35 protein-coding genes (1 of these 35 cut by a window edge) are annotated in these 26806 nt (G+C 71.6%); 21 read left to right on the forward strand and 14 right to left on the reverse strand.

Annotated features, from left to right (window positions below; genetic code table 11):
• Positions 1-3 precede the first annotated feature (3 nt).
• The 4 genes from OG295_RS19865 to OG295_RS19880 are packed head-to-tail and all read left to right on the forward strand — an operon-like array spanning position 4 to position 4138.
• Positions 4-780, forward strand: a complete 777-nt coding sequence (locus OG295_RS19865) for a cytochrome c biogenesis protein CcdA (protein ID WP_266839714.1) — start codon at positions 4-6, stop codon at positions 778-780.
• A gap of 13 nt (positions 781-793) precedes the next feature.
• Entirely contained in the window at positions 794-2530 is a 1737-nt protein-coding gene (locus OG295_RS19870; RefSeq protein WP_371678074.1) for a cytochrome c biogenesis protein ResB, read from the forward strand.
• Entirely contained in the window at positions 2527-3609 is a 1083-nt protein-coding gene (gene ccsB, locus OG295_RS19875) for a c-type cytochrome biogenesis protein CcsB (protein WP_371678075.1), read from the forward strand. Before OG295_RS19870 ends, ccsB begins: the two co-directional genes overlap by 4 nt.
• A 25-nt stretch (positions 3610-3634) precedes the next feature.
• Complete coding sequence (locus OG295_RS19880; RefSeq protein ID WP_371678076.1) at positions 3635-4138, forward strand: SRPBCC domain-containing protein; 504 nt, start codon at positions 3635-3637, stop codon at positions 4136-4138.
• Here OG295_RS19880 and OG295_RS19885 read toward each other — a convergent pair.
• Both OG295_RS19885 and OG295_RS19890 read right to left on the reverse strand, forming a co-directional pair.
• Positions 4114-4656 carry a hypothetical protein gene (locus OG295_RS19885; RefSeq protein ID WP_371678077.1) on the reverse strand — a complete coding sequence of 181 codons (543 nt, stop codon included), beginning with the start codon at positions 4654-4656 and terminating at the stop codon, positions 4114-4116. The genes OG295_RS19880 and OG295_RS19885 overlap by 25 nt on opposite strands.
• A gap of 78 nt (positions 4657-4734) precedes the next feature.
• The gene (locus OG295_RS19890; protein ID WP_371678078.1) at positions 4735-5061 is read right to left on the reverse strand and encodes a PLD nuclease N-terminal domain-containing protein; all 327 of its coding nucleotides are present in this window, start codon (positions 5059-5061) and stop codon (positions 4735-4737) included.
• 90 nt (positions 5062-5151) lie between these two features.
• Between OG295_RS19890 and OG295_RS19895 the strand changes: the two genes are divergently transcribed.
• Genes OG295_RS19895 through OG295_RS19910 form a run of 4 tightly spaced genes read left to right on the forward strand, consistent with a single transcriptional unit; the run spans position 5152 to position 8205 of the window.
• Positions 5152-6609 carry a menaquinone biosynthesis decarboxylase gene (locus OG295_RS19895; RefSeq protein WP_371678079.1) on the forward strand — a complete coding sequence of 486 codons (1458 nt, stop codon included), beginning with the start codon at positions 5152-5154 and terminating at the stop codon, positions 6607-6609.
• The gene (locus tag OG295_RS19900) at positions 6606-7091 is read left to right on the forward strand and encodes a hypothetical protein (RefSeq protein ID WP_371678080.1); all 486 of its coding nucleotides are present in this window, start codon (positions 6606-6608) and stop codon (positions 7089-7091) included. The genes OG295_RS19895 and OG295_RS19900 overlap by 4 nt, the downstream gene beginning before the upstream one ends.
• Positions 7088-8011, forward strand: a complete 924-nt coding sequence (mqnP, locus tag OG295_RS19905; protein ID WP_371678081.1) for a menaquinone biosynthesis prenyltransferase MqnP — start codon at positions 7088-7090, stop codon at positions 8009-8011. Before OG295_RS19900 ends, mqnP begins: the two co-directional genes overlap by 4 nt.
• 44 nt (positions 8012-8055) lie before the next feature.
• Positions 8056-8205 (forward strand): hypothetical protein, encoded by a 150-nt coding sequence (locus OG295_RS19910; RefSeq protein ID WP_371678082.1) that lies wholly within the window; start codon positions 8056-8058, stop codon positions 8203-8205.
• A gap of 4 nt (positions 8206-8209) precedes the next feature.
• Here the strand turns inward: OG295_RS19910 and OG295_RS19915 are convergent, their stop codons facing one another.
• Positions 8210-8803 carry a rhomboid family intramembrane serine protease gene (locus tag OG295_RS19915; RefSeq protein ID WP_371678083.1) on the reverse strand — a complete coding sequence of 198 codons (594 nt, stop codon included), beginning with the start codon at positions 8801-8803 and terminating at the stop codon, positions 8210-8212.
• Positions 8804-8890: 87 nt separating this feature from the next.
• Here OG295_RS19915 and OG295_RS19920 point away from each other — a divergent pair, with 87 nt between their 5' ends.
• Positions 8891-9574: a UbiX family flavin prenyltransferase gene (locus OG295_RS19920; protein WP_371678084.1), complete on the forward strand. Its 684-nt coding sequence runs from the start codon at positions 8891-8893 to the stop codon at positions 9572-9574.
• On the opposite strand, the gene OG295_RS19925 is transcribed toward OG295_RS19920, so the two are convergent.
• Positions 9571-9705 (reverse strand): hypothetical protein, encoded by a 135-nt coding sequence (locus OG295_RS19925; protein WP_279628676.1) that lies wholly within the window; start codon positions 9703-9705, stop codon positions 9571-9573. The two genes, OG295_RS19920 and OG295_RS19925, sit on opposite strands and share 4 nt — an antisense overlap.
• Before the next feature lie 122 nt (positions 9706-9827).
• Here OG295_RS19925 and OG295_RS19930 point away from each other — a divergent pair, with 122 nt between their 5' ends.
• From OG295_RS19930 to OG295_RS19950, 5 genes are all read left to right on the forward strand, one after another.
• Positions 9828-10283: an Lrp/AsnC family transcriptional regulator gene (locus OG295_RS19930; RefSeq protein ID WP_030232075.1), complete on the forward strand. Its 456-nt coding sequence runs from the start codon at positions 9828-9830 to the stop codon at positions 10281-10283.
• Between the two features lie 55 nt (positions 10284-10338).
• Complete coding sequence (gene mqnE, locus OG295_RS19935; RefSeq protein ID WP_371678085.1) at positions 10339-11502, forward strand: aminofutalosine synthase MqnE; 1164 nt, start codon at positions 10339-10341, stop codon at positions 11500-11502.
• Positions 11503-11593: 91 nt separating this feature from the next.
• On the forward strand, positions 11594-12118 hold the full coding sequence (locus OG295_RS19940) for an N-acetyltransferase family protein (RefSeq protein ID WP_371678086.1): 525 nt from the start codon (positions 11594-11596) through the stop codon (positions 12116-12118).
• A gap of 146 nt (positions 12119-12264) precedes the next feature.
• The gene (locus OG295_RS19945; RefSeq protein ID WP_371681239.1) at positions 12265-12534 is read left to right on the forward strand and encodes a DUF4229 domain-containing protein; all 270 of its coding nucleotides are present in this window, start codon (positions 12265-12267) and stop codon (positions 12532-12534) included.
• 431 nt (positions 12535-12965) lie between these two features.
• Positions 12966-14306, forward strand: a complete 1341-nt coding sequence (locus OG295_RS19950) for a dicarboxylate/amino acid:cation symporter (RefSeq protein WP_371678087.1) — start codon at positions 12966-12968, stop codon at positions 14304-14306.
• 100 nt (positions 14307-14406) lie between these two features.
• Here OG295_RS19950 and OG295_RS19955 read toward each other — a convergent pair whose 3' ends face one another.
• The 4 genes from OG295_RS19955 to OG295_RS19970 form a co-directional block, all read right to left on the reverse strand.
• Complete coding sequence (locus OG295_RS19955; RefSeq protein WP_371678088.1) at positions 14407-15369, reverse strand: RNA polymerase sigma factor; 963 nt, start codon at positions 15367-15369, stop codon at positions 14407-14409.
• Positions 15370-15494: 125 nt separating this feature from the next.
• Positions 15495-15824: a hypothetical protein gene (locus OG295_RS19960; RefSeq protein ID WP_371678089.1), complete on the reverse strand. Its 330-nt coding sequence runs from the start codon at positions 15822-15824 to the stop codon at positions 15495-15497.
• A 90-nt stretch (positions 15825-15914) separates the two neighbouring features.
• A complete protein-coding gene (locus OG295_RS19965) occupies positions 15915-16106 on the reverse strand; it encodes a DUF397 domain-containing protein (RefSeq protein WP_371678090.1) in 192 nt (63 codons plus the stop codon).
• Positions 16103-16978 carry a helix-turn-helix domain-containing protein gene (locus OG295_RS19970; protein ID WP_371678091.1) on the reverse strand — a complete coding sequence of 292 codons (876 nt, stop codon included), beginning with the start codon at positions 16976-16978 and terminating at the stop codon, positions 16103-16105. Before OG295_RS19970 ends, OG295_RS19965 begins: the two co-directional genes overlap by 4 nt.
• Positions 16979-17132: 154 nt before the next feature.
• Between OG295_RS19970 and OG295_RS19975 the strand changes: the two genes are divergently transcribed.
• From OG295_RS19975 to OG295_RS19985, 3 genes are all read left to right on the forward strand, one after another.
• A complete protein-coding gene (locus OG295_RS19975; protein WP_371678092.1) occupies positions 17133-17555 on the forward strand; it encodes an ATP-binding protein in 423 nt (140 codons plus the stop codon).
• A 327-nt stretch (positions 17556-17882) separates the two neighbouring features.
• The gene (locus OG295_RS19980; protein WP_371678093.1) at positions 17883-18125 is read left to right on the forward strand and encodes a hypothetical protein; all 243 of its coding nucleotides are present in this window, start codon (positions 17883-17885) and stop codon (positions 18123-18125) included.
• On the forward strand, positions 18122-18760 hold the full coding sequence (locus OG295_RS19985) for a hypothetical protein (RefSeq protein ID WP_371678094.1): 639 nt from the start codon (positions 18122-18124) through the stop codon (positions 18758-18760). Before OG295_RS19980 ends, OG295_RS19985 begins: the two co-directional genes overlap by 4 nt.
• A 10-nt stretch (positions 18761-18770) precedes the next feature.
• Here OG295_RS19985 and OG295_RS19990 read toward each other — a convergent pair whose 3' ends face one another.
• From OG295_RS19990 to OG295_RS20010, 5 genes are all read right to left on the reverse strand, one after another.
• Positions 18771-19190, reverse strand: coding sequence for a hypothetical protein (locus OG295_RS19990; RefSeq protein WP_371678095.1), 420 nt, complete (start codon positions 19188-19190; stop codon positions 18771-18773).
• Positions 19191-19262: 72 nt separating this feature from the next.
• Entirely contained in the window at positions 19263-19562 is a 300-nt protein-coding gene (locus tag OG295_RS19995) for a hypothetical protein (protein ID WP_371678096.1), read from the reverse strand.
• Between the two features lie 49 nt (positions 19563-19611).
• Positions 19612-20025: a hypothetical protein gene (locus OG295_RS20000; RefSeq protein ID WP_371678097.1), complete on the reverse strand. Its 414-nt coding sequence runs from the start codon at positions 20023-20025 to the stop codon at positions 19612-19614.
• 226 nt (positions 20026-20251) lie between these two features.
• Positions 20252-20626, reverse strand: a complete 375-nt coding sequence (locus OG295_RS20005) for a VOC family protein (RefSeq protein WP_371678098.1) — start codon at positions 20624-20626, stop codon at positions 20252-20254.
• Between the two features lie 131 nt (positions 20627-20757).
• The gene (locus tag OG295_RS20010) at positions 20758-21285 is read right to left on the reverse strand and encodes an RICIN domain-containing protein (RefSeq protein WP_371678099.1); all 528 of its coding nucleotides are present in this window, start codon (positions 21283-21285) and stop codon (positions 20758-20760) included.
• A 154-nt stretch (positions 21286-21439) separates the two neighbouring features.
• Between OG295_RS20010 and OG295_RS20015 the strand changes: the two genes are divergently transcribed.
• Entirely contained in the window at positions 21440-21787 is a 348-nt protein-coding gene (locus tag OG295_RS20015; RefSeq protein WP_266839684.1) for a GntR family transcriptional regulator, read from the forward strand.
• Entirely contained in the window at positions 21784-22734 is a 951-nt protein-coding gene (locus tag OG295_RS20020; protein WP_371678100.1) for a DUF1648 domain-containing protein, read from the forward strand. The genes OG295_RS20015 and OG295_RS20020 overlap by 4 nt, the downstream gene beginning before the upstream one ends.
• Before the next feature lie 276 nt (positions 22735-23010).
• Here OG295_RS20020 and OG295_RS20025 read toward each other — a convergent pair whose 3' ends face one another.
• Positions 23011-23745, reverse strand: coding sequence for a hypothetical protein (locus OG295_RS20025; RefSeq protein ID WP_371678101.1), 735 nt, complete (start codon positions 23743-23745; stop codon positions 23011-23013).
• A 411-nt stretch (positions 23746-24156) separates the two neighbouring features.
• On the opposite strand from OG295_RS20025, the gene OG295_RS20030 reads away from it, so the two are divergent.
• Both OG295_RS20030 and OG295_RS20035 read left to right on the forward strand, forming a co-directional pair.
• Complete coding sequence (locus OG295_RS20030) at positions 24157-26016, forward strand: long-chain fatty acid--CoA ligase (protein WP_371678102.1); 1860 nt, start codon at positions 24157-24159, stop codon at positions 26014-26016.
• A 572-nt stretch (positions 26017-26588) separates the two neighbouring features.
• Positions 26589-26806 carry the 5' end (the start) of an alpha/beta hydrolase gene (locus OG295_RS20035; RefSeq protein ID WP_371678103.1) on the forward strand. Its footprint extends 1129 nt past the window's final position, so the window shows 218 of its 1347 coding nt (coding positions 1-218); it begins with the start codon at positions 26589-26591; its stop codon lies off the right edge, out of view.

A 26806-nucleotide genomic window follows, 5' to 3' on the forward strand; every position in this document is an offset into this window, starting at 1 on the left:
ACGGTGGTCGCCCTGCACCTCCTCGCCGCCGAAGCCACCGGTGTGAACACCACCGTGCTCAACGGCGCGCTGCTGCTGGCCCTGCCGCTCTCGCTGCTGGCCGGGCTGGTCTCCTTCTTCTCCCCCTGCGTCCTGCCGCTGGTCCCCGGCTACCTGTCCTACGTGACGGGCGTCGGCGGCGCCGACCTCGCCGAGGCGCGCCGCGGCCGGATGCTGGCGGGCGCGAGCCTGTTCGTGCTCGGCTTCACCGCCGTCTTCGTCTCGACCGGCGCGCTCTTCGGCTACTTCGGGGACACCCTCGCCGCCAACAAGGACGTCATCTCCCGGGTGCTCGGCGGGGTGGTGATCCTCCTCGGCTTCTTCTTCATGGGGTGGATCCCCGGTCTGACGATGCGCGAGTTCCGCTTCCACCGGAAGCCGGCGGCCGGCCTGCTCGGGGCGCCGCTGCTCGGCGTGCTCTTCGGGGTCGGCTGGAGCCCCTGCATGGGTCCGACGCTCGCGGCGGTCAACACCCTCTCCATCGACCAGGCGACCGCCGGCCGCGGGGCCCTGCTCACCGTGGTGTTCTGTCTGGGGCTGGGCCTGCCGTTCATCGCCACGGCGCTGGCCTTCCGCAAGGCGCTGGGCGCTTTCGGCTGGGTGAAGAAGCACTATGCATGGGTGATGCGCATCGGCGGCGGCATGCTGATCGTGACCGGTCTGCTGCTCGTCACAGGAATGTGGGCCAGCATCGTCAGTGAGATGCAGGGCTGGACCCAAGGCTTCACGGTGGGGATCTGAGGACTACACGCACATGAGTACGACCGACAAGGCGCCCGCCGAGGCGCCGCACGAGTCCGACCCCACCGACGAGGCGGCCGGCGCGCAGCTGTCCACCGCCCCCGTCGAGGACGGCCCCGCCGCCCCCGTCGGCATCGGCGTGATCGGCTGGGCCCGCTGGTTCTGGCGTCAGCTCACCTCCATGCGGGTGGCGCTGATCCTCCTCTTCCTGCTCTCGCTCGGGTCCATTCCCGGCTCCCTCATCCCGCAGACCCAGGTCGACGCGATGAAGGTCGCGGACTGGAAGAAGACCCACGAGTTCTGGGTGCCGGCCGCCGAGAAGCTCCAGCTCTTCGACGTCTACAGCTCGGTGTGGTTCTCCGCGATCTACATCCTGCTGTTCGTGTCGCTGATCGGCTGCATCGTTCCGCGCACCTGGCAGTTCGTCGGCCAGCTCACCGGCCGCCCGCCGGGCGCGCCGCGGCGCCTGGACCGGCTGCCGGCGTACACGACGTGGCGTACGGAGAAGTCCCCGGACGAGGTGCTCGCCTCGGCGAAGGGCGTCCTGGGCGGGCGCCGCTTCCGTACGGAGGCGGGCGGTAACTCCGTCGCCGCCGAGAAGGGCTACCTGCGCGAGGCCGGGAACCTGATCTTCCACATCGCCCTGATCGTGATGCTGGTGGCGTTCGCCGCCGGTCAGCTGTTCAAGTCCGAGGGCGGCAAGCTCGTCCTGCGCGGCAAGGGCTTCTCCAACACGCTCACCCAGTACGACGACTTCAAGTACGGCAGCCTCTTCTCCTCGGACGACCTGGCGCCGTTCTCGTTCACGCTGGACAAGTTCGACGCGACGTACGAGAAGACGGGCCCGCAGAAGGGCACCGCGCGCGACTTCAAGGCCTACGTCACCTACAGCGAGGGCGCCGACGGCGCGCCGCACAAGGCCGAGATCGAGGTCAACAAGCCCCTGGAGATCGACGGCTCCAAGATCTTCCTGCTGGGACACGGATACGCGCCCGTCATCTCGGTGACCGACCCCGCCGGGAAGGTGATCTACAAGGACGCCGTCCCGATGCTGCCCTTCGACGCGAACCTGAGTTCCTCGGGCGCGGTCAAGGTGCCGGACGGCTACCGCAACAAGAACGGCGACAAGGAGCAGCTCGGCTTCAACGCCATGTTCGTGCCGACGTTCGCGGGCGAGGGCAAGGGCACGATGCTCTCGCAGTTCCCTGCGCTGGACTTCCCCGTCCTCGCGCTGAGCGCCTACCACGGCAGCCTGGGCGTGGACTCGGGCCTGCCGCAGAACGTGTACCAGCTGAACACCTCCAAGCTCCAGGAGTTCAAGGACGCCGACGGGCAGCTGTTCAAGAAGCGCCTGCTGCCCGGCGAGGCGATGGAGCTCCCGGGAGGCGAGGGCACCGTCAGGTTCGAGGGCGTCGAGCGCTGGGCGACCTTCTCGGTCACCCGGCAGCCGGCCAGCGGGCTGGCCCTCGCGGGCGCCATGGCCGCCATCGGCGGTCTGGCCGCCTCCCTGTTCATCCAGCGCCGCCGGGTCTGGGTCCGCGCGGTGCGCGGCGAGGACGGGGTGACCGTCGTCGAGATGGCCGGCCTGGGCCGCAGCGAGTCCGCGAAGCTGCCGGAGGAGCTGTCGGCGCTCTCGGCCGCCCTGTTCGAGCGGGCGCCCTCCGCGCCCGCCGCAGCACCCCCCGCAGACGCGCAATCCACAGGATCCGCGTCATCCGCAGATGAAGCCCACGAAGGAGAGCGCGCATGACGCTGCTCGCGGCCGCTACCAACGAGAGCCTGGCCGATCTCAGCAACAAGCTGGTGTACGCGTCGATGGCGGTCTACACGCTCGCCTTCTTCGCGCACATCACCGAATGGGTCTTCGGCAGCCGCAGCAAGGTGGGCCGTACGGCCGCCGCGCTGACGTCGGCCGCGGCCGACGCGGCTCCCGCCGTGCAGGTGCGGACCAAGGGCGGCGGCACGGCCGTCCTCGACAGGCCGCAGGTCGTCACCCGCTCCGCCGCGGGCACCCGGGACGTCCCGGACGGTCCCGGCGCGGCCGGCGGCACCGAGAAGGGTGACCTCTACGGACGGATCGCGGTCTCGCTGACCGTCCTCGGCTTCCTCATCGAGGCGGCCGGCGTGGTCTCCCGCGCGATGTCGGTGCAGCGGGCCCCCTGGGGCAACATGTACGAGTTCTCGGTGACCTTCTCCACGGTGGCCGTCGGCGCGTACCTGCTGCTGCTGGCGCTGAAGAAGAACGTCCGCTGGCTCGGTCTGATCCTGGTCACCACGGTCCTGCTGGACCTCGGCATCGCCACCACCTGGCTGTACACCGCCAGTGACCAGCTGGTTCCGGCCCTGCACTCGTACTGGCTGTGGATCCACGTCTCGACCGCGATCTTCTGCGGCGCCGTCTTCTACATCGGTGCGGCGGGCGCGGTGCTCTACCTGTTCCGCGACAGCTACGAGGCCCACCTGGAGGCCGGCCGCACGCCCGGCCGTTTCCGCTCCTCGGTGATGGAGCGGCTGCCCTCGGCGGCCTCGCTCGACAAGTTCTCGTACCGCATCAACGCGGCCGTCTTCCCGCTGTGGACGTTCACCATCGTCGCGGGCGCGATCTGGGCCGGCGACGCCTGGGGCCGCTACTGGGGCTGGGACCCCAAGGAGGTCTGGTCCTTCGTGACGTGGGTGGCGTACGCCTGCTACCTGCACGCGCGGGCCACCGCGGGCTGGAAGGGCCGCAAGGCGGCGTACCTGGCGCTGTTCGCCTTCGCCTGCTGGATCTGGAACTACTACGGCGTGAACATCCTGCTCAGCGGCAAGCACTCGTACGCGGGCGTCTGAGCGCGGGCGGTGCGACGCTGGTGGTATGCCTCCTGTGAGCCATGCCACCAGCGAGCCGCGTGAGGGCGGACGCTGGATCGTCCGCTTCGAGACGCACGTGCCCTTCGCCTACGAGGCCGTCTGGGCCGCCCTGACCACGGCGGACGGGCTGTACGGCTGGCTGGCGGCGGTGGACGTGCTGGAACGCCGGTTCGGCGGGGCCGTCACCCTGCGCCGGCCGTACACCGGGATCACGGTGTCGGGGAAGGTCACGGCCTGGGACGCCGAGCGGGTCGTGGAGTACACGGTCACCGGCGAGGGGCGGATCCGCTTCCACCTGGACGCGGTGGGCACCGATTCGACGGTCGTCCGCTTCCTCAACGAGCGCGGCGGCTCCGACGCGGAGCGCCTGGACTGCCTGGCCGCCTGGCACGAGCACTTCGAAGGGCTGGAGGCCGCGCTGGGCGGGCAGCCCGTCGACTGGGCGGGCCGTACCGAGGCCCGCCGGGCGGAGCTGCGGGCCTCCTACGCGTCCTTCTCCAGGACGTAGGCCCCGCGCCGGCCCGGTCCGGTCCCGTCGCCGAAGAAGAAGTACAGCTCCAGCGAGCGGTGCGCGTCGCGGCGCAGCTCGAAGGTCCAGGAGTAGCGGCCGGGGGCCTGGGTGACGGTGCCGGCGCGGGTGGCGGTGCCGGTGGCGGCGGGCAGGACCAGGCGCAGGTGCTGGCCGAGGCTGCGGCCGGAGTCGCGGTCCTCGGTGAGCCGCCAGCGGCCGGGGCCGGAGAGCCGCCAGCCGGCGGCGTAGTCGCGTTCCTGGCCGTCGAGGAGGGTGACGGAGGCGCTGCCGTCGGTGCGGAAGACGACCTCGGTGCCGTCGACGCAGCGCCAGGTGCCGACGATCTCGGAGAGGTCGGCGTCGTAGACGGCGGGGACGGGTGGCGTGCCCTGCTGGGGGTTCCACCCGGTCATGGTGAGCAGCGCGGCGACGAGCACCCCGTAGGCGAGGAGATTGCGCAGGATCGTGTCGACGATCCGCGGCCCGCGCTCGCGTGGGGCCCGTGGCAGTGGCATGGGCCCATTCTGACAGCCCTATTGAACGCGTTCAATCAAGTTTTGCGTCACATTTTGCCGCCCCGGTGGCCCCCGGTCCTACTGGTCCTTGTCCTTCTCGTCCCGGTTCTCCCGGTTCTCCCGGTTCTCCCGGTTCTCGCGTTCCTCGCCCAGGGACTTCAGGAACTCCGGGTTGTCGTCCGGCGCCACCCACTGGGTGCGCCCCGGGCGGCCGCCGCCGACGCCCGCCCGCTTCTTGCCCGCGAACAGCCACACCACCGGCCCGACGATCGAGAAGATCAGGATGATGATCACCCACACCACCTTGGGGAGGTGCTTGACCTCTTCCTCGGGGGTGTTCAGGCAGTCGATGAAGGTGTAGATGGTCAGCGCGATGATCAGCAGGAACGGCAGATAGCGCAGCACGGTGTGGGACCGACTCCCCAGCAGTGGCGGCGGGCCCGCGTCGGGCCCCGGTGACGTCCCCAGGGTAGTTGGTGACGGATACTGGGCCCCATGGCTTACGACGATCTCCGCTCGCTGCTCCGGGCTCTGGAGCGGGAGGGCGACCTCAAGCGCATCAAGGCCGAAGTCGACCCGTACCTGGAGATCGGGGAGATCGTCGACAGAGTGAACAAGGCCGGCGGCCCGGCCCTGCTCTTCGAGAACGTCAAGGGCTCGGCGATGCCGCTCGCCATGAACGTCTTCGGGACCGACCGGCGCCTGCTCAAGGCCCTCGGCCTGAAGTCGTACGGCGAGATCAGCGAGAAGATCGGCGGCCTGCTGAAGCCCGAGCTGCCCCAGGGCTTCATCGGCGTCCGCGAGGCCTTCGGCAAGCTCGGCTCGATGGTGCACGTCCCGCCGAAGAAGGTGAAGGGCGAGTCCGCACCCGTCCAGGAGGTCGTCCTCACCGGCGACGACGTGGACCTGGACCAGCTGCCGGCCCTCTTCACCTGGCCCAAGGACGGCGGCTCCTTCTTCAACCTGGGTCTCACCCACACCAAGCACCCCGAGACGGGCGTGCGCAACCTCGGCCTCTACCGCCTGCAGCGCCACGACAAGCGCACCATCGGCATGCACTGGCAGATCCACAAGGACAGCCGCAACCACTACGCCGTGGCCGCCGCGCGCGGTGAGCGGCTGCCGGTCGCGATCGCCTTCGGCTGCCCGCCCGCCGTGACGTACGCGTCGACCGCGCCGCTGCCGGGCGACATCGACGAGTACCTCTTCGCCGGGTTCGTCGCGGGCAAGCGGATCGAGATGGTCGACTGCAAGACGGTCCCGCTCCAGGTCCCGGCCAACGCCGAAGTCGTGATCGAGGGCTGGCTGGAGCCGGGCGAGATGCTGCCCGAGGGCCCCTTCGGCGACCACACCGGCTTCTACACCCCGCAGGAGCCCTTCCCCGCACTGAAGATCGACTGCGTGACGATGCGCAAGCGTCCGCTGCTGCAGTCCATCGTGGTCGGCCGGCCGCCGACCGAGGACGGTCCGCTGGGCCGCGCGACGGAGCGCTTCTTCCTGCCGCTCCTCAAGATCATCGTGCCGGACATCGTGGACTACCACCTGCCCGAGTCGGGCGGCTTCCACAACTGCGCGATCGTCTCGATCGACAAGAAGTACCCCAAGCACGCGCAGAAGGTCATGCACGCCATCTGGGGCGCCCACATGATGTCGCTGACCAAGCTGATCATCGTGGTGGACAAGGACTGCGACGTCCACGACCTGCACGAGGTGTCCTGGCGGGCGCTGGGCAACACCGACTACTCCCGCGACCTCACGGTCGTCGAGGGACCGGTGGACCACCTGGACCACGCCTCGTACCAGCAGTTCTGGGGCGGCAAGGCGGGAATCGACGCCACGAAGAAACTGCCGGAGGAGGGTTACACGCGCGACGGCGGCTGGCCCGACATGGTGGAGTCCGATCCCGCGACGGCGGCCCTCGTGGACCGCCGATGGAAGGAGTACGGCCTGTGAGCCCCATCGCCGTGGGCGGTCCCGCCCTCTTCATCGGCAGCGACACCCCCTGCGTCGCCCTGGTGCGCCCCACGATCGACCCGGCCCAGCCGGCGGTCAAGGAGGCCGCCAAGCGCGCCGGAGTCACGCCCGAGGAGTTCGCCGGACCGTCCGACCAGTGGCAGCTGATCGCCGACCGCACCGACGGCGAGGGGCGGGAGATCGCCCTGAACGACCTCTCCGACGCCGACGCGGGCGCCTTCGCGGAGCGGCTGCTCGCCGCGATCGCCGACCCGGACGCCGAGTTCACCGAGGTGCTGACGGTCGCCGCGCACGACGTGCTGCGCCTCGACGGCCGCCCGGCGGGCGAGGGCTTCGCCTTCCTGGCCAGCGTCGTCCCGCCGCCCTCCGAGGGAACGCCCCTGCTGGAGGTGGAGATCGGCCCGTCGTCCATCACGGACCTGCGCGCCGAACTCGAACAGTTCCGGAGGTCCCTCGGATGACATCGGCAGCCGAGGACGTCCTCGGGCCGGGCCCCGCGCCCCAGTCCGCCGGCAAGGTGAAGGCCTTCCTGCGGCTCGTGATGATCGAGCACTCGGTCTTCGCGCTGCCCTTCGCCTACATCGCCGCCTTCACCGCGATGTTCCGGCTGGACGGGCGCGTGCACTGGAGGGAGCTGCTGCTCGTCACCGTGTGCATGGTGGGCCTGCGGACCTTCGCCATGGCCGCGAACCGGATCATCGACCGCGAGATCGACGCCCGCAACCCGCGTACCGCGGGGCGCGAGCTGGTCACCGGCGCGGTGTCCGTGCGGTCCGCGTGGACCGGGGCCGGGGTCGCGCTCGTGGTGTTCCTCGGCTCGGCGGCGCTGCTGAACCCGCTGTGCCTGGCGCTCGCGCCGGTCGCCGTCGTCCCGATGGTGGTCTACCCGTACGGCAAGCGGTTCACGGACTTCCCGCACGCCATCCTGGGCCTGGCCCAGGCGATGGGGCCGATCGGCGCCTGGCTCGCCGTCACGGGCGAGTGGTCCTGGGAGGCCGTGGTCCTCGGCCTCGCCGTCGGCGTGTGGATCGGCGGCTTCGACCTGATCTTCGGCTGCCAGGACGTGGCCGCGGACCGGGCGGAGGGCGTCAAGTCCGTCCCGGCCCGCTTCGGGGTCCCGGCGGCCCTGTGGGGCGCCCGCGGCGCCCACGTCGTCACCACGGCCCTGCTGGTCTGGTACGCGCTGCTCACCGACGCGGGCCCGCTGTTCTGGTTCGGGCTGCTGGTCGTCGTGGCGGCCTTCTGCTACGAGCACACCATCGTCAGGCCGCACGACCTGTCCCGCCTGAACCGGGCCTTCTTCACCGTCAACGGCTTCATCGGGATCGCCCTGTTCGTGTGTGCGTTGCTGGATCTGGTGGTGCGGGGTCTGACGCTCTAGCCGGCGTGCGGCCTGTCGCCGGGTGCTCGGACAGGGAGGCCGACATGACCGTTTCGGACAGCGAGCGTCCGCACTCGCAGCTCAGCCGGTTCGAGGACATCCCGCACGGCGGGGCGGTCGTCGTCGAGGCGGGCATCGGCAAGCTGACGGTCGAGACCGCGGAGCTCCCCGTGGACCCGGGTACGGCCGGCTGATCCGTCAGGAGGCCCGGGGCGGGCGGCGGAAGAACAGGGCCGTCGCGATGCCCGAGGCCAGGCCGCACAGGTGGCCCTGCCAGCTGACGGTGGTGTCGGTCGGCAGGACGCCGACCACGATCGTGGTGCCCCAGACGGCGGCGACGCCCAGGGCGACGGCGATGCCGAGGGCCCGGCGCTCCACGAAGCCGCGCACCAGCAGGTAGCCGAAGAGTCCGAAGACCAGGCCGGAGGCGCCGGCCGTGATGGTGTTCGGGGCCGCGGTCAGCCAGACGCCGAGGCCGTCCGCCAGGATGATCAGGGCGCACACCGCGAGGAAGCGGCGGATCCCGGACAGGGCCGTGACGAAGCCGAGGATCAGCAGCGGGACGCTGTTGGCGGCGACGTGGGCGAAGCCGAAGTGCAGGAAGGGCGCGAAGAGGATGCCGCTCAGGCCGCCGGGGTCGCGGGCGGGTATCCCGTACGCGTCGAGCGCGTGGCCGGTGACGAGGTCGACCGCCTCGACCGCCCACAACAGGGCCACCCAGCCGAGCATCAGCCGGGCCGCGGCCCTGGCCCGGTCCGTCTGTGACCAGGTCTCTTCGGTCATCGTGTTCATGTACGTCCCCTCGCGCCGTCCCACGCCCCGGGACGTGCGGTCACCTTACCGAGTGCCTTCGCTCCGTGGCCGGATAGTCTCGGAGCTATGACAGAGCGCAAGCGCACCCCGTGGGTGGTCGGGGTTTCCGGGGCCTCCGGGACGCCGTACGCGGCGGCGGTGGTCCGTGGGCTGCTGGCGGCGGGCGAGGACGTGGACCTGGTGGTCAGCCGTGCCTCGCGGCTGACCCTGCTGGACGAGACGGGGATCGCCTTCCGGGACGCGCACTGGCGCGACGACCTCGCCGAGTGGCTGGGCCGGGGGGCCGACGGGAAGCCGGGCACCTTCCGGGTGCCGGATCTGGACGCCGTCCGGTACTGGGGGGCGGGGGACCTCGCGGCCGGTCCGAGCTCGGGCTCGTACCCCGTGAAGGGGATGCTGGTCGTCCCCGCGTCCACGGCGTGCGTGGCGGGTGTGGCGCTGGGACTGTCGAAGGACCTGCTCCAGCGCGTCGCGAGCGTGACGCTCAAGGAGCGGCGCCGACTGGTGGTCGCGGTGCGGGAGACCCCGCTGAACGGGCAGACGCTCAGGCATCTGGTGGCGCTGGACGAGGCGGGCGCGATCGTGCTGCCCGCCTCTCCGGCGTTCTACGCGGGTGCGACGCACATCCAGGACCTGGTGGATTTCGTCGCGGGGCGGGTGCTGGACGCGGCAGGTGTGCCGCACCGGCTGTACCGCCGTTGGGAGGGGGAGCTTGGCGCAGCCCGCCCCTCTGGCCAGTCCGGTGACTAGCGCTTCTTGGCGCCGCGCGGCTTACGGGTCTTGTCGACGCGGTGCGCGGCGGACGGCTGGTCGGTGCGGGATCGGTTGGCCAGCTCCTGGAGCTGTCGCATGTGCGCGTAGGCCATCTCGATCGTGTACACGGTGAACCACTCCTGAAGATCGTCATTGATCTGTTGAAAGATTTCACAGGGTGTTGACCCTGTGCGCCTTTGATTCTATACCTAGACTTGCAGTAACGCCGAATAATGGAAGGCTCCACGTAATGGACACGGTGGACAGGCAGCTCATCCAGGCACTTCGCGAGAACGGTCGTGCCTCGTATGCGGAGCTGGGCCGTCTCGTGGGCCTCTCCGGCCCCAGCGTCACCGACCGCATCAACCGTCTGGAGACGGCCGGTGTGATCACCGGCTACCGCGCGACCGTGGACTCGGCCTCGCTCGGTCTGGGCGTCACCGCGCTGATCGGCATCTCCCTCTCCGACGCCGCGGACCACGAGGACGTGGCGCGCCGGCTGCGCGACCTGGCGGAGATCGAGGACTGCTGGTTCATCGCCGGCGACGACTCCTTCATGCTCAAGGTCCGCGCCAGCGACGTCGACGGCCTGGAGAAGATCATCCGGAAGCTCTCCGGCACCAAGGGCGTCTCGCGCACCCGCACCACCATCGTGCTCTCCACGAAGTGGGAGAACCGGGTCGGGGAGCTGCCCGAGGAGGGCTGAGAGTACGGTGGGTGGCGGTTGCACGCAGGACGGGACACATAGAGGAGACACCGGCATGGACGCTGGGCTCAAGCGCGAGCTGGAGGAGAAGGTCCGCTCCGGCGAGCGGCTGACGCGGGAGGACGGCATCGCCCTCTACGAGTCGGACGACCTGGCCTGGCTGGGCGGTCTCGCCCACGAGGTGCGCACGCGCAAGAACGGTGACGTCGTCCACTTCAACGTCAACCGCCACCTCAACATGACGAACGTCTGCACCGCCTCGTGCGCGTACTGCTCGTTCCAGCGCAAGCCGGGCGAGAAGGACGCGTACACGATGCGCATCGAGGAGGCCGTCCGCCTGGCCAAGGCCATGGAGAACGAGAACCTCACCGAGCTGCACATCGTCAACGGCCTGCACCCCACCCTGCCGTGGCGGTACTACCCGCGCTCGCTGTCCGCCCTCAAGGAGGCGCTGCCGAACGTCTCGCTGAAGGCGTTCACGGCCACCGAGATCCACCACTTCGAGACGATCTCCGGTCTCTCGGCCTCCGAGATCCTGGACGAGCTGATCGAGGCCGGGCTGGAGTCGCTCACCGGCGGCGGCGCGGAGATCTTCGACTGGGAGGTCCGCCAGCACATCGTGGACCACCGCACCCACTGGGAAGACTGGTCGCGCATCCACCGCCTGGCGCACGAGAAGGGGCTCAAGACCCCGAGCACCATGCTCTACGGGCACATCGAGGAGCCGCGCCACCGCGTGGACCACGTGCTGCGGCTGCGCGAGCTCCAGGACGAGACCGGCGGCTTCCAGGTCTTCATCCCGCTGCGCTACCAGCACGACTTCGTGGACATGCAGGACGGCAAGGTCCGCAACAAGCTCCAGGCGCGCACGACGATGGCGACCGGCGCCGAGGCCCTCAAGACCTTCGCGGTCTCGCGCCTGCTCTTCGACAACGTGCCGCACGTGAAGGTCTTCTGGGTGATGCACGGCGTGCAGACCGCCCAGCTCGCGCTGCAGCACGGTGCGGACGACATGGACGGCTCGGTCGTCGAGTACAAGATCACGCACGACGCGGACAACTACGGCACCCCGAACAAGCTGGGCCGCGACGACCTCCTGGAGCTGATCCGCGAGGCGGGCTTCCGCCCGGTCGAGCGCAACACGCGCTACGAGGTCATCCGCGAGTACCCCGGTCCCGACGCCGGCCTGCGCGAGACCCCGCAGGCGATGCGCGTCTGAGGTTCCGCTCCCGCGCGTGATGAGCCCCGGTCCCCCGCGGACCGGGGCTTTTGCGTTGCCCGAGAGGGTGAGTAATGACTACTATTCAGTGATGACCCTTACTTTCACCTTCGACCCGGTGGTCGATCCCGCCCTGCGCGACGGCCTCGCCGAGCTGTGGACCGAGGTCTCCAACGCGGGCGGCGCGGTCGGCTTCGTACCGCCCGTCACCCGCGACGTCATCCGGCCGGAGCTGGTCAAGCACCTCGCCGCCATGGCCGAGGGCCGCCACCGGCTGCTGGTGGGGCACGACGAGCGGGGCCGGGTCGCGGCCGCCGCGTTCCTCGCCCTCAACACGCACCGGTTGCAGACGCACTGGGTCTGGGCGTACACCGTCATGGTCGGCCCCGCCCTCCAGGGCCGCGGCGCCGGCCGGGAGCTGATGGCCGCCCTCGCCGACGCGGCGCGCTCGCTGGAGGGGATCGAGGCCATCCGCCTCTCCTGCCGCGGCGGCCTCGGGCTGGAGCACTTCTACGCGGCGTGCGGCTACAAGGAGGTCGGACGCGTCCCCGACGCCATCCGCGTGGCCCCGGGCGACGACCGCGACGACATCACCATGCTGCTGCCGCTGCACTGACCGGCGGGGGAGTCCGGCGGGCGACCCCGGCGGGCCGGAGCGGGGGCCCGGCGTGCTTCACTGGTGAGGCACGTGCCGCCGTAGACGACGAGAGAGAAGGGGTCACCGTGTCCCTCAAGCCGAGCGCGACGATCCGCTACACCGCGATGCGCCTGGGCATCTTCGTCGGATGCCTGGTCCTGGTCGCCGTCCTGGTCAACGTGGGCTGGGTGCCCGCCGGTCTGGGCGACGCCAACCCCGCCTGGGTCGTGCTGCTCGCCCTGGTGCTCTCCGCCCCGCTCTCCTTCATCCTGCTGCGCAAGCAGCGTGACGAGATGTCCGAGCAGATCGCGGGACGCGTCGCGGGTGCGAAGGACAAGCTCGCCGCGAACCGCAACCAGGAGGACGCGGCCGACGACGCCGCCCGCGTGAGCTGACGGGAGCCCGTGGGCTTCCTCACACACCGAACGCGCCGAACTCCACCGAACCGCACCGAACCGCCCCAGCACCGGGAACACCCCCTGGTCCGCTGGGGCTTCGGCATGTCCGGGGGAGTGTGCTCCGCTCCCGTGCGAGCTCGACTCAAAGTACGCCTTTGAGATTCTCAAAGGAGAAGTGTTAGCGTGTTCAACATGTTGACCGTCGCAGCGCACCCGATGACCGTGAGCGTCCCGCTCGTGTCACGCCTGCACGTCGACCTCTGCCGCCGCGTGTCCGCGGCCTGTTGCTGTTGCCGCTGATTCCCCTCGCCCCGTCGAGCCGAATCGATACAGCAGCAGTCCCCGGCCGGCCCGGCCCCTTTCCGGCTGCTGCCGCACCGCATCCCCCGCAGAAACCTTCCGCCTCCCCCGTGCGTCACCCCCGGAGAGTGTCCGTGTCCGCGTCCCCCCAGGCCCAGGCTCCCGCCAAGGCCTCGTTCAAGTTCCCGTTCTGGGCCCAGATAGTCGCCGGCCTCGCGTTCGGCGTCCTGTTCGGCTGGCTCGCCCGCAGCCAGGACATCAGCTGGCTCAAGACCACCCTCGAACAGGTCGGCGACATCTTCATCCAGCTGCTGAAGCTGGCCGTCGCGCCCCTCGTCTTCTTCGCGATCCTGGTGTCCATCACCAACCTCCGCAAGGTGAACAACGCCGCGCGGCTCGCCACCCGCACGCTGCTCTGGTTCATGATCACCTCGCTGATCGCGGTCGCCATCGGCCTGGCCATCGGCCTGCTGACCGACCCGGGCGCCGGCACCGGCCTCACCCCGGCCGACGGCAAGGAGCCCAAGCGGCACGGCTCCTGGATCGACTTCCTGACCGGCATCGTGCCGAAGGACATCATCACGCCGTTCACCGAGCTGAACGTCCTGCAGATCGTCTTCCTCGCCGCCGTCGCCGGCATCGCCGCCCTCCAGCTCGGCGGCAAGGCCCAGCCCGTCCTGAACCTGGCCGAGTCGGTCCTGGAACTCCTCCAGAAGGCCCTGTGGTGGGTCATCCGCCTCGCCCCGATCGGCACCGTCGGCCTCATCGGCACCGCCATCGCGAGCTACGGCTGGGACCTGATCGGCAAGTACGCCACCTTCACCGCCGACATCTACATCGGCTGCGCCCTGGTGATGTTCGGCGTCTACCCGCTGCTCCTCGCGACGGTCGCCAAGGTCAACCCGGTCCAGTTCTTCAAGGGCGCCTGGCCCGCGATCCAGCTCGCCTTCGTCTCCCGCTCCTCGGTCGGCACCATGCCGGTCACCCAGAAGGTCACCGAGCGCCTCGGCGTCCCGAAGGAGTACGCCTCCTTCGCCGTCCCGTTCGGCGCCACGACCAAGATGGACGGCTGCGCCGCGATCTACCCGGCGCTCGCCGCGATCTTCATCGCGAACATCTTCGACGTGCAGCTGGGCATCAAGGAGTACCTGCTCATCGCGTTCGTCTCGGTCGTCGGCTCCGCCGCCACGGCCGGCCTCACCGGCGCGACCGTGATGCTGACCCTCACCCTCTCCACCCTGGGCCTGCCGCTGGCCGGCGTCGGCCTGCTGATGGCGATCGACCCGATCCTCGACATGATGCGCACCGCCACCAACGTGGCCGGCCAGGCGCTCGTCCCGGTCCTCGTCTCGGCCCGTGAGGGGATCCTGGACAAGGAGGCGTACGCCGCCGCCTCGTCCTCCCCGCTCGACGAGCCCGCCGCCGCCCCGGCCGCCGCCGAGCCGGCGAAGGTCCCCGTCGCGGCCTGACGCGCACGCACCCGCCGCGGCCCCCGCCCCCGTCCGGGCGGGGGCCGCGGCGTTCGTGAAGGGACCGGCAGGGCCGGCGGGTTCGGCGGGCCCGGTGCCGTCAGAGCGCGCCGCGGTGACGCTCCTTGTCGTAGGTGCGGCGGTCCCGGAGGGTGGTCCGGATGCGGGCTCCGGTTGCGTCAGCGGTGTCGGGGGCGTCGGGCCGGCTCTGGTACCGGGCGCGCAGGTACCGGTCGCGGAGGTACCCGATGCCGTACCTGGCCGCGGCCGCCGCCACCACCGGGTAGACGTCGGGCCGGGTGAGCAGGTCGAGACCGCCGCTGGCGGCGGCCTCGAAGGGGACCTGCTCCAGGATCTTGTACAGCCCCACGAGGGCGGCGCCGGGCAGGATGACGAGTGCGCCCTTGGCGGCGGCTTCCCGCAGGGTCTTTCGACCGCTCTGCGCATGTGTCTTGACCGTCGACGCCGGCCTTGCGAGCAGGACTCCCGCCGCTGCCGCGGGGACCTGGAGCGCCGTGTGGACGAGGAGCGCCTCCTGTTGGGGGCGGGGCAGTCGGGAGAGGGCGGAGTAGAGGGTGACCTTGCCGATGACCGCCTCGGCCGGATCCGCGGCCGGGGGGAAGCCGAAGTCCTCGGGGCGGGTGGGGGAGACGTGCCGGATGGTGAGGGGGAAGCCGTCCGCGGTCACCATGCGGTAGGCCGAGCACTGCCCGCTGATCTCGTTGCGGGCCGTGCGCCAGATCGCCCGCTCCGGCCGGTCCCACCGATCGAAGTGCCGGTACGCGATGATCATCGTCTCCTGGACGATGTCCTCCGCGACCTGCCGGAAGTCCTCGTTGGGCATGAACCCCTGGAGCTTGCGCAGGCAGAAGCTGCGCAACCGCGGCTGGTAGAGCAGGAAGAACCGGTCCCAGTCGTCCAGGTAGCGCATGCAGCGCCCGCACCAGCGTGTCGAGTCGAGGTACTCCGCCGGCCCGTCCCCGGCGGGGGGCTCCGCGTCCAGCAGGTCGACGGGGGCCGCGCAGTTCAGACAGGGCGTGGCAAAGGGCGGGAAGCTCGTCATCTTGGTCCTCCTCACGACCGCCCGGGGTGGGCCGGTCGCAACGGGTGAGGCCTAGGGAACCGTGTTTGGACGGAGCTGGGGAAGAAAATCTCGAAAGATCTCGGTGGGCGGCGGCGGGCGGGGGCTCAAAGGGTCTGCCAACGCAGGAACGCCAGCGTCGCGAGGAGGTAGGGCCCCGCGTACCACCAGCGGCCCAGCGTGCGGTGGAAGAGGGGCACGGCAGTGAGCAGCAGCCCGGCGAAGCACAGGCCGACGCTGATCCCGGCCAGCAGCCGGGCGTCGTCGCGCATGCGGTCGCCCGGGTAGCCGGGCTGCAACACCAGCGCGCCGTAACAGAAGTACGCGGCGGGCAGGTAGCAGAAGAGGACCAAGGGGAGGCCCAGCACCCACCGCAGGCACCCCTGGTCGGCGGGCAGGTCGATCGACTCGCGGCGCGGGGGGAACGAGGTCTTCACGGTGATCACGACAGCCGTGGGGCCCGGACGGTTGCACGCCGTATGCCGCCGTTCCGGCCGCGTTCCCCTGCGGGGTGGCGGCCGGGGGCTTCAGCGGGCGGAGGCGTGCGGAAGGAAGCCGGTCCAGGCGTGGGGGGTGAAGGTGAGGTGGGGCAGCGTGGTGTCCTTGGAGTCGCGGACGTGGATTGCGGCTGGGGCGTTCGCCACTTCGACGCAGGAGTCGCCTTCGCTGCCGCTGCTGTAGCTGCTCTTGAACCAGTCGAACCCGGGGTTGTGGATCACGTTTCTCCCAGCAGTTCTTCGATGAAGTCCCGAGACTCCAAGGGTGCCAGCGCTTGGGCTCGGATCATGCCATAGCGCAGTTCGAGGATCCGGAGCTGCCTCGGATCGGAGACCGGACGCCCCGCGAACGCCCCTTCCGAGCGGCCCACCGCCGTACCGTTCTCGAATTTGAGCACTTCGATCCCGCCGTCCATCCCGGCGTGTACCTCGCGGTCAGCCGGCATCACCTGGAGGGCCACGTTTCGCAACCGGCCTACCGCCAAGAGGCGTTCGAGCTGTGCCCGCCACACCATTGTGCCTCCGATGGGGCGGCGCAGGGACGCCTCTTCCTGGACGAAGGTGAGTGCCGGACCCGGTTCGCGGTCAAAGACGGATCGGCGTGCCATGCGTGCGCCTACGAAGCCTTCGATTTCGTCCCGTCCATATGCGGGCTGCCGCATCTCGAAGAGAGCGCGAGCATGCTCGGGTGTCTGCAACAGGCCGTGAACGACATGGATGCTGTACACGCCGATCTCAACGGCCCTGGCCTCAAGCTTCGCCAGGTCCCTCACCTTCTTCGGGTAGCGGACCTGTTCCGTGTCCGCCCTCATCGCGGAGATCTTGCCGCCCGCGTTCGGGACCTCGTCCGCCCTGTCCAGGTACTCCGGGCGCGGGATCCGCTTGCCCGACTCGACCTTGCGGACCAGGTCCTCCCCGTATCCGACGGCCGTGCCGAAGTCGGCGGCCCGCATGCCCGCCTCCTCGCGCCAGACCTTCAGCTGGCGCCCGAGCGCCGCCAGGACCGCGATGCCCTGCTCGTCGTCGGGGTCGACCTCCCAGCTCGCGTCCTCCGCTTCCGCTTCCGCCTCCGCGCCGTCACCGTCCACGCTCATGCGTGCCCTCCGCAGGACGTGCCGATTTCCTCAACGCCCCTCCCCGCAGGGCTTCGCGGACAGCCGGGACAGCACCGGACAAGCGCGGGACAGACTCCCGACGCGGAGGCGTTTCCGCTTCACACGGTACGCACGGCCGCCCACGCTGAGTGACGTGAATACTCACATCGGTTATTCCGCGACCCGGTTCGCGGTGCTCCTGCCCGCTACGCCCCGAGGGGCCCGGCAGGCGCGGCTGCTCGCCGTCGGACAGGTGCTCGCCTGGGGACTGGACGGTGGGCCGGTCGGGCTGGTGGTGGGGGAGCTCGCCGCCAACGCCGTCACCCACGGGCGGGTTCCCGGGCGGGACTTCCAGGTGGCGCTGGGGCTGGCCGGGCGGGTGCTGCGGATCGAGGTCGTCGACGCGCGTGGCGACCGGATCCCGTGTGCCCGCGACGCGGACCCCGGCTCGGAGGGCGGGCGGGGGCTGGTGTTGGTGGCGGCCGTGGCCGACCGGTGGGGGGTCGAGGAGGGGGCGGCGCCCTGCAAGGCGGTGTGGGCGGAACTGGACCTGCCCGGTGGGGGGCTGGGGCCGTGACGCGGACGGTCGGGACCCGGCGTTCCTCGACGTATACCTACCTAAGTACCGGGGTAAATCCAACCAACCCACCCCTCCGGCTCCCCGCTCACTCACACGGGTGAACTGTGCCAACTCGGCTGGATTTCGGGAGGGTTGGCGGGCATGTGCTCGCCCCACAACATCAGACATGAGACGGCCCCCGCCGGGACGGGCATCCCGGGCGAGGGCCTGACCAACTAGGAAGTCGAACCCTTCCCAATGGCTCTTGAGCACCCTAGCGCGCCCTCGCGCGCCGCGTCCCGGCATCGCGTCGGAACCGCCCCTTCAGGTGTCGTCCACGTCAACGTGCAGCACACCGATCACTACACCGTGGTGGGCAACCACCTCGCCCAGCATCGGGCGTTGTCGCTGGTCGCGATCGGTCTCGCGCTGCACATCCAGTCGCTGCCCGCCGGTTCCAAGGTCGGCATCAAGGCGCTCGTCGGCCGGTTTCCCGAGGGGGAGATCCGGATCGCCACCGCCCTGCGGGAGCTGGAGGCCCACGGGTACCTGGAGCGCAGCCGCGTACGGACCGAGGGCGGCTGGTGAGCCGGACCGTGTCCTACAACCGGCCCCGGACGCCCGGCGCGCACCCCGACCCGCCGAATCCGCCGTCGCCGGACCGCGCACCCGTACCGGAGCCGGAGTCGGGGCCCGTGCGGGAGTCCATGGCCGTGGCCATGGCCGTGGCCGTGGCCGCGCCGGTGGCGGAGCCGCAGCCCGTGCCCGCTCCGGAGCCCGCGCCCCCATCGGTGGCGGCCCCCGGACCCGTACCCGTAGAAGCGCCGGAGGCCCCGGCCCCCGCCCGGCAGGAGGCCGTGGACCTGCTCGTCCGGCTGCGGGTCGACGACCCCCGGCTGCTGCTCGCGGAGCGCGACGTACTGCGGCTCGCGCCGGAGGTGACCGCCTGGCTGGACCGGGGCGCCGATCCGGAGGCGGTACGGCGCGCGCTCACCGGGGACCTGCCCGCCGACCTGCGCAGTCCGGCCGCGGTGATCGGGTACCGCTTGCGGGCCGGGATCCCGCCGCGGATGCCGGCGGCCCCGGCCCCCGCGCCTCAGGCCCGGCGGCCCGATCCGTTCCAGACCTGCGACGACTACGAACGCGCCTTCCGCGCCCCGGCCCCCGGCCGCTGCCGCGACTGCCCGCCGCCCGGCGGGCCGACGGACGCGAACGCGGCGTAGCGGCCCGCTGCTACCCGCCGCACCGCATGCAGAAGAACGGGGTCCACTTCAGGCCCGGGGCCATCCGCTTCGTGGCCCAGGGCTTGCCCCCCGGGCCCGCGGCGTAGACGGTGATCGCGTACGGGTATTCGGGTTCGGGCCGTTCCTGGACGTAGATCTTGCCCCGGAACACGCCGCCGAGGTAGACCCAGCCGCTCCACTCGCCGTCCATGTTGTGGCGCGTCCACATCGCTTCGTCGGTGCCGACGATGAACTGTTCCTTGTGGCCGCCCGGGAGCGCGTGGTCGGTGACCCCGTACTCGCAGATGTAGAGGCCCCCGCCGCCGGCTTCGCACGTGGACGCCTGCGCCGCGGGTGCGGCGGCCAGGGTCAGTCCGGCTACGGCCACGGCCGCGAGAACGACCGCCTTGATCTTCTTCATGGTGCGCATGTGTCCTTCGGTGATGTGCGGGGAGCCGCCGGCCGGCCGGTTCCCTCGCACGCCGGTCGTCCTGACCGCACGTCAGGGCATGGGTTGTGGTCCGTCTCCCGGCACGGGACGCGCGGACGCCCACCAGTCGAGCACGCGGCCCGCCACGGCGTCGGTGCGCTGGAGTGCGGGACTGATGCCGAAGTGGTCCTCCAGTTCGTGCCGGAGGAACGCCTCGATCTCCGCCCGGTCGGCGCCCTTGCACAGCCGCCCGAGCAGAGGGGCGAGCAGGCAGTCGTACTCGTCGTCGACCGCGTCGGCGACACCGATCGGGTCCCACTCGTTGAGCAGACCCCGCAGGGCGCGTTCGGTGGCGGTGTTCCAGGGCCTCATGGCTCCAGACTGCCGGATGGGGGGCACGTCCGCCGTGGCCCGCCCGTTCCTACTCGGCCTCGGGGCACTTCAGGCAGTCGAACGGGGTCCACTCCAGCCCCGGCGCCAGCCGGGTCTGGCCCCAGGCCTTGTCCCACCGGCCCGTGGCGTAGATGGTGATCGCGTACGGGTGGTCGGGGTCGGGGCGCTCCTGGATCGAGATCTTGCTCTTGACCGGGCCGCCGAGGGAGACCCAGCCGCTCCACTTGCCGGCCGTGGTGAAGCGCGTCCACATCGCGTTGTCGGTGCCGACGAGGAACTGTTCCTTCTCGCCGCCCGGCAGCGCGTGCTTGGTGACCCCGTACTCGCAGATGTAGAGGCCTCCGCCGCCCGCCTCGCACGTGGACGCCTGTGCCGGTGTGGCGGCGACGGTCAGTCCGGCGACGGCGGCGGCCGCGAGGATGACGGCCTTCAACTTCTTCATGCTGGAACAGCCCTTCTGTGCAACGTCGGTAACCGTTGGTCGGTCGGCTCCCGTACGCCCGTTCACCCTAGGGGCGGTCCGCGGCCCCTTCCGGCGCGTGGCGGGTGCCTGCGGGAAGGGCTGCCCGAAGAAGCAGCGGCCGCGTGGACCGGGAAGTCCGGCAGGGCAGTTCCGGCAGGTCGCGGGGGCAGGGGCGAGGGCCGAGGGGGCCGGTCAGGCCTTCCGCTCAGGCCTTGCGCTCGGCGGCGCTGCGCTCGACGCAGAACTCGTTGCCCTCGGGGTCCGTCATGGTCACCCAGCCGGTGCCGTCCGGGTTGCGGTGGTCGCCCGCGACGGTGGCGCCGAGGGAGAGGAGCCGCTCCACTTCCTCGTCGCGGGTGCGGTCCTGTGGCTGGAGGTCCAGGTGTACCCGGTTCTTGACGGTCTTGGCGTCCGCGACGGTGATGAAGAGGAGGGCGGTGCCGGGCGCGGTCACCAGCGCTTCCGGGTCGCCCGGGTGGTCGTCGTCGGCGAGGGAGCCGTCCAGGGCCCCGGCCCAGAAGCGGGCCAGGGCGTAGGCGTCGGAGCAGTCGAAGGTCACGTGGCGCACGAGAGAACTCATGAGCGGCACTATCGGCCGCCCGGGCGGAGGCTGTCCATGGAGATTCGGGCCGGGTGGCCGGGGGAAGGCGCCCCCGCCGTGGGGCGGGGACGCCTCGGTGCGCCTCGGGGCGGCTCGGTGCCGCTCGCGGCTTACCGGTAGCCGACGGTCCAGGCCTGGTTCGCGGCCCCGCGCTTCTCGGGCCACTGGATCATCTGCTGGCCGTTGTAGGGGCTGGAGCCCGGGTCGTCCAGGACCATCCAGCTGTTCTTGTTGCGGAGCTGGGTCTGCCCGGCCTGGTCGATGCCGGCGACGACCCACTGCTGGTTGGCGCCGCCGTGGCAGTCCCACTGACGGGCCACGGCGCCGTTGCTCTTGCTCCAGTCCGCGATCTCAAGGCACTTCTTGGTGCTCACGTTGACGATCTGCGAGTAGCCGTTGCCGTAGATGACGGTCCACTTCTGGTTGCTGCCGCCGTTGCAGTCCCACTGCTGCACGGGCGCGCCGTTGTTGAAGTTGCCGCCGGGAACCTCCAGGCACTTGCCGCTCGCGCCGTTGCGCAGGACGACGGTGTAGGAGCCGTCGGCGTGGGCGGGCACGGCCATCGCGCCGACGAGCAGGGCCGAACCGGCGGCCCCGAGCACTGCGGTGCGCAGCGCGGACAGACGAGAAATGGTCACAACTACCCCGTATTTCTTGGGCGGTGGAACTTCCCACCGCTACGAAGATCACCTTATGTCCGGCCACTGACAATCCCGGAGACCCGCCGTCCGGCCGTCGGCGTGTCTGATCGCGTGGTGGCATGGTGGCGATGGTGCTACGGTCACTAGCACCATGTTGCTGAGGCTGAACACCGCGGACCCGCGTCCCCTCCACGAACAGGTGGCGGGAGCCCTCCGGCGCGCCATCGCCGACGGCGAATGCGCGCCCGGAGACCGGATCCCACCCGCGCGGGACCTCGCGGGGGCGCTCGGGGTCAATGCCAACACCGTCCTGCGGGCGTTGCGCGTCCTGCGCGACGAGGGGCTGCTGGAGTTCCGGCGGGGCCGCGGGGTGACCGTCGCGGAGGGGGCGGGCGGGCGCTCGGGGCTGCTGGACCGCGTGCGCGGACTGGTGGAGGACGGGGCGCGGCTCGGGTACAGCAAGGCCGATCTCATCGAGATGATCAGGGAGTTGCCGTGAAGCAGCGGACGGGGTGGGGCGTGGCCGGAGGGGCCGCGGGGGTGCTGGTGTTACTGGTGGGGATGCCGGTGGCCGCGAGCGGGCGGCTGCCGGACCGGCTGGCCACGCACTGGTCGGCGGGCTCCGGGGCCCCGGACGGCTCGATGCCGCTGTGGGCGGCGGCGCTGTTCCCGGCGCTGATCTGGGCGGTCCTCGTGGCGGGCGTCGTCCTCGGCCGGCGGTTCGCGGGGCCGGGCGGCGGCTGGGTCGCGGGCACGCTGGCCGGCGCCGGGGTGGGGCTGGCCGGGGGGCAGGCCGCGATCGTACGGGCCAACCTGGACCGGGCGGACTGGCGGCAGGCCGGGTCGGTGACGGCGTGGGTCGCGGGGGTCGTGGTGGCGGCCGTACTGGCGGCGGTCGGCGGGGCGCTGGCGGGCCGCCGGGGCGCGGCCGGGGCGCAACCCCCCTCCGCCGGGCCCCGGATGGAGATCCCGGACGGCGAACGGCTCGTCTGGCTCTCCCGCGAGAGCAACCCGTGGCTGCGGCTGACCGGTGCCGTGCTGGGCCTGGTGGCGGTGGCCGGCGCGCTGTCGGCCCTGTCCGGGCTGGCCGACGCGGCGGCGTGGGGGCTGGTCGCTTCGACCGGCTTCGCCGCCCTGGCCGTGCTGCTCTGCTCGTCGGTCCGGGCACGGGTGACGGGCGACGGCCTGGAGGTGGCCTTCGGCCCGCTGGGGCTGCCGGTACGACGCTGGGCGGCGCGCGACATCGAATCGGCCCGCACGGAACACCGCACCCCGTCCCGGGCGGGCGGCTGGGGCTACCGCATCAACGGCCTGGGCACGACGGTGATGCTGCGGGGCGGCGAATGCCTGGTCATCCGCGCGAAGGGCCGGGACTTCGCGGTCAGCGTGGACGACGCGGAGCGGGGGGCCGCGCTGCTCAACTCCCTCCTTGCGGAACGGCGTTAACCCTCCCCGTCCCGCTTGCGCAGCGCTGCGGCGGTGGCCCACCGGACGGCTCGAACCCGGTCGACGCCCAGCCGGTGGACGGCCCCGTCCGCCGCGGAGTCGCCCGGCCGCCCCGCGACGATGCCACGGCGGCCACCCCCCGGACTTCGGGCTCCCGGTCCTGCGCGAGCGCCAAGGGGACGTCGCGAGCCCCAGCGTCACCGGGCCGGCCCCGTGCGAGTGCGGACGCAGCCCCGAGGCGGGTCCCCGCTGAGGGGTCGCGGGGAAGTCCGGGCGTCAGGAGCGGGAGTAGGAGCCGAGGCCGATCAGGCAGTACACGTACTGGTTGATGACGCTTCCGTTGAGCGTGTAGCGGTACGAGAAGGCGTACTCGGTGTCGGGGTTGCTCTTGCACTGCTCCATGTCCGAGGAGAACGGGAACCTCTGGATCACCTTGTAGTGCGCGTCCGACGCCGAGCAGGAGACCTCCTTGACGTCGTCCACCCGCTGGGCCGTCTCCGAGTCCGGGAGCCGGCCGTTCAGGCAGGTGCCCTTGTCGAAGGGGGTGGGGGCTTCCGTGGTGGGGGTGGGGAGGGGGAGTGCAGGGAGGGTGGGGAGGGTGGGGAGGGAAGTGCTCGGCGCGTAGGTGTCGGTGGGGGTCGGGTACGGGTCCCGGGTGGTCGGGGCGGAGTACGTGGGGGTGTGGGAGGCCGTGTTCTTCGAGTCGTCGTCCTTGCCGTCGTTCGTCACGACGATGGCGATGATCACGGCCGCCACGACGCCCAGCCCGAGCAGGCAGCCCAGTGGGCTCGACTTCTTCGGCGTTGCGGGTGTGGCGGGCGGCGCCCCCGTCGGTGTGACCCGGACCCGGAGCAGCACCTCGTTCTCGCCGAAGCGGGCGCGGACCAGGTCGCCGTCGCGCGACGGCGGGATGCGCAGGCGGGCCGTGCCGTTGGGCAGGGGGACGGTGACGATCGTGCCCTCGGCGGCCTGCTGTGGGGTGAGCGGTAACTGGATTTCCTGCGGAGACACCGGCGGACTCCTCACGGTGGACGGGCGTGCGGAAGCCGTCGACCGGGCCCCCGCGGGGGATTCTGCCCAGTGGGGGAGGCCTGACGCAGGCGTTCCGGCAGGCCGTTGCCAGGTGGTTACCGACCGTGGGCCGCGATGAAGTCCGCCCGCTCGGGGGAGGCGGGCAGGGGGGCCACGGCTGGCCGCCGCGGGCCGGGTGAGGGCGGCGCGCGGCAGGTCGCCGTCGTAGACGTACGCGTCCAGCAGCGGGTCCTCCAGCAGGAGGGGGGCGGGGGACGGGGTGCCGATTCTCCCCGGTGGGTGTGGGCAGGGGGTGGGAGGTGGGTGAAGAAGCGGTCCGGGGGGTGTTCGGGGTCGTTACCCGTGCGTAGATTACCGGCGGTAACCCCGGAACGACCGAGGAGAACAGCCGTGGAAGCCGAGCCGAAACTGGTCGAGCCCCTCAAGACGACCGTCGCCGGGGTGGTGCGCGAGGTGGCGGTCCCCGCCCTCGCCGGGATGCCGGTGAGCGGCTCGCTCGGGGACCTCCCCTTCGAGAACGCCCGCCAGGCCCCGCACGAGCCCGTACTCGCCCGCAAGGAGCCCGACGGCACCTGGCGCGACGTCACCGCCGCCGAGTTCGCCCGCGAGGTGCTCGCCGTCGCCAAGGGGCTCATCGCCGAGGGCCTCCAGGAGGGCGACCGGCTCGCGATCATGGCCCGGACCACCTACGAGTGGACGCTGCTGGACTTCGCCGGCTGGGCCGCCGGGCTGGTGACCGTACCGATCTACCCCACCTCCTCGGCCCTCCAGGCGCGCTGGATCATCCACGACTCCGGGGCCGTGGCCTGCGCCGTCGAGGACACCGCGCAGGCCCGCATCATCAGCGCCGAGCGCGCCAACCTGCCCTGGCTCGCGCACCTGTGGGAGTTCGACACCGGGGCGGTCGCCCGGCTCGTCAAGGCCGGGGAGCACCTGCCCGACGCGATCGTGCACGCCCGCAGGTCCACCCGTACACCGCAGTCCGTCGCCACGCTCGTCTACACCTCCGGCACCACCGGGCAGCCCAAGGGATGCGTGCTGACCCACGCCAACTTCTACGCCGAGGTCGACAACGCGGTGGAGCTGCTGCACCCGGTCTTCAAGTCGGTCAGCGAGGACCCGGCCTCCACCCTGCTCTTCCTCCCGCTGTCCCACATCTTCGGGCGGATGGTCGCCGTCGGCTGCCTGCGGGCCCGCGTCAAACTCGGACACGCGCCGAGCATCACCACCGAGGACCTCCTCGCCGACCTCGCCGGCTTCCAGCCGACCTTCCTGCTGGCCATCCCCTACGTCCTGGAGAAGGTCTACAACACCGCCCGCGCCACCGCCGAGAAGATGGGCAAGGGCGCTTCCTTCGACCGGGCCTCCCGCATCGCCCAGAGCGTCGGCGAGGCGCAGAGCGAGGGCAGACGGCCCCCGATGGGCACGCGGGCCGCGCACGCCCTGTACGACCCGCTCGTCTACCGCCGCGTCCGCGCCGCCCTAGGCGGCCGCGTCCGCTACGTCCTCAGCGGCGGCTCCCCCCTCGGCCGGCGCCTCGCCGCCTTCTACACGGGCGCCGGGATCGAGGTCTTCGAGGGCTACGGGCTCACCGAGACGACCGCGGCCGCCACCGTCACCCCGCCGCTGCGCCCCCGGCTCGGCACCGTCGGCTGGCCGCTGCCGGGGACGGCGGTGCGCATCGCCGACGACGGGGAGGTGCTGTTGCGCGGGGCGCACGTCTTCGCCGGCTACTGGAACGTCGCCGCGCAGCAGCCCGGCGACTGGCTGGCCACCGGGGACATCGGCGAGCTCGACGCGGACGGGTACCTCACCATCACCGGCCGCAAGAAGGACGTGATCATCACCTCCGGCGGCAAGAACGTCGCCCCCGCCCCCCTGGAGGACTGGCTCCGCGCCCATCCGCTCGTCGGGCAGTGCATGGTCGTCGGCGACAACCGGCCGTACGTCACCGCCCTGATCACCCTCGAACCGGACGGGCTGGCGCACTGGCGGCAGATGCACAAGAAGCAGGGGGTGCCGATCCGCGAGCTGCTCACCGACGAGGCCCTGCTCGCCGACCTCCAACGGGCCGTCGACGAGGCGAACGCGCTGGTCTCGCGGGCCGAATCGATACGCCGCTTCGCCGTCCTGCCAGGGGACTTCACCGAGGAGCGCGGGCACCTGACGCCGTCGATGAAGCTCAAGCGGGGCGCTGTCGCGCGGGACTACGAGCGGGAGATCGAGGAGCTGTACCGCAGGGAGCGGTGAGGCGGACCCCGGCCGGGCACGCCCCGGACCGTCCCCGGACCGCCCCGGACCGTCCCCGGCCGGGGGCAACCCCTCCGGTGGCGGCCGAGGGGCGGGAGGGGCGGGGCGCGCTTAGTGTGAGCTGGGCTGACCGGTCCGGGGGGTCACCCGAGGAGGGTGCCGTGCACCGTTCCCACCGCCGTACCCGCTCGCACGGCCCCGGCCGTTCCCATACGGACGCGCCCGGCCGTTCCCATGCGGACGCGCCCGGCCGTTCCCATGCGGACGCGCCCGGCCGTTCCCATGCGGACGCGCCCGGCCGTTCCCATGCGGACGCGCCCGGCCGTTCCCATACGGACGCGCCCAGCCGTTCCCGTACCGACGCGCCCGGCCGCCCCCGTACCCCCGTCCGCGCCCGGCTGCGTACGCGTGGGGCCGCCGCGGCCTGTGCGGTCGTGCTGGCCTCCGCCCTCGGGGCGGGCCCCGGCCCCGGCTCCGGGAGCGGATCCGGCACCCCGTCCCCCGCAGCGGGGTCCATACGGTGGGGGGACTGCCCCGACAAGCCCGTGCCCGACGGCATGACGTGCGGGTCCGTGACCGTCCCCCTCGACCACGACGACCCCGCCAAGGGGACCATCCGGGTGGCCCTCGCCCGGATCCCGGCCACCGCCCCCGGCCGGCACCCCCTCGGCTCGCTGCTGCTGAACTTCGGCGGCCCCGGCGGACGCGGGACCACCTCCCTCGCCGCCGACCCCGAGACCTTCGCGAAGCTCGGCGAGCGCTACGACCTCGTCACCTTCGACCCCCGCGG

The sequence above is a fragment of the Streptomyces sp. NBC_01276 genome (assembly GCF_041435355.1).
GTDB lineage: Bacteria > Actinomycetota > Actinomycetes > Streptomycetales > Streptomycetaceae > Streptomyces.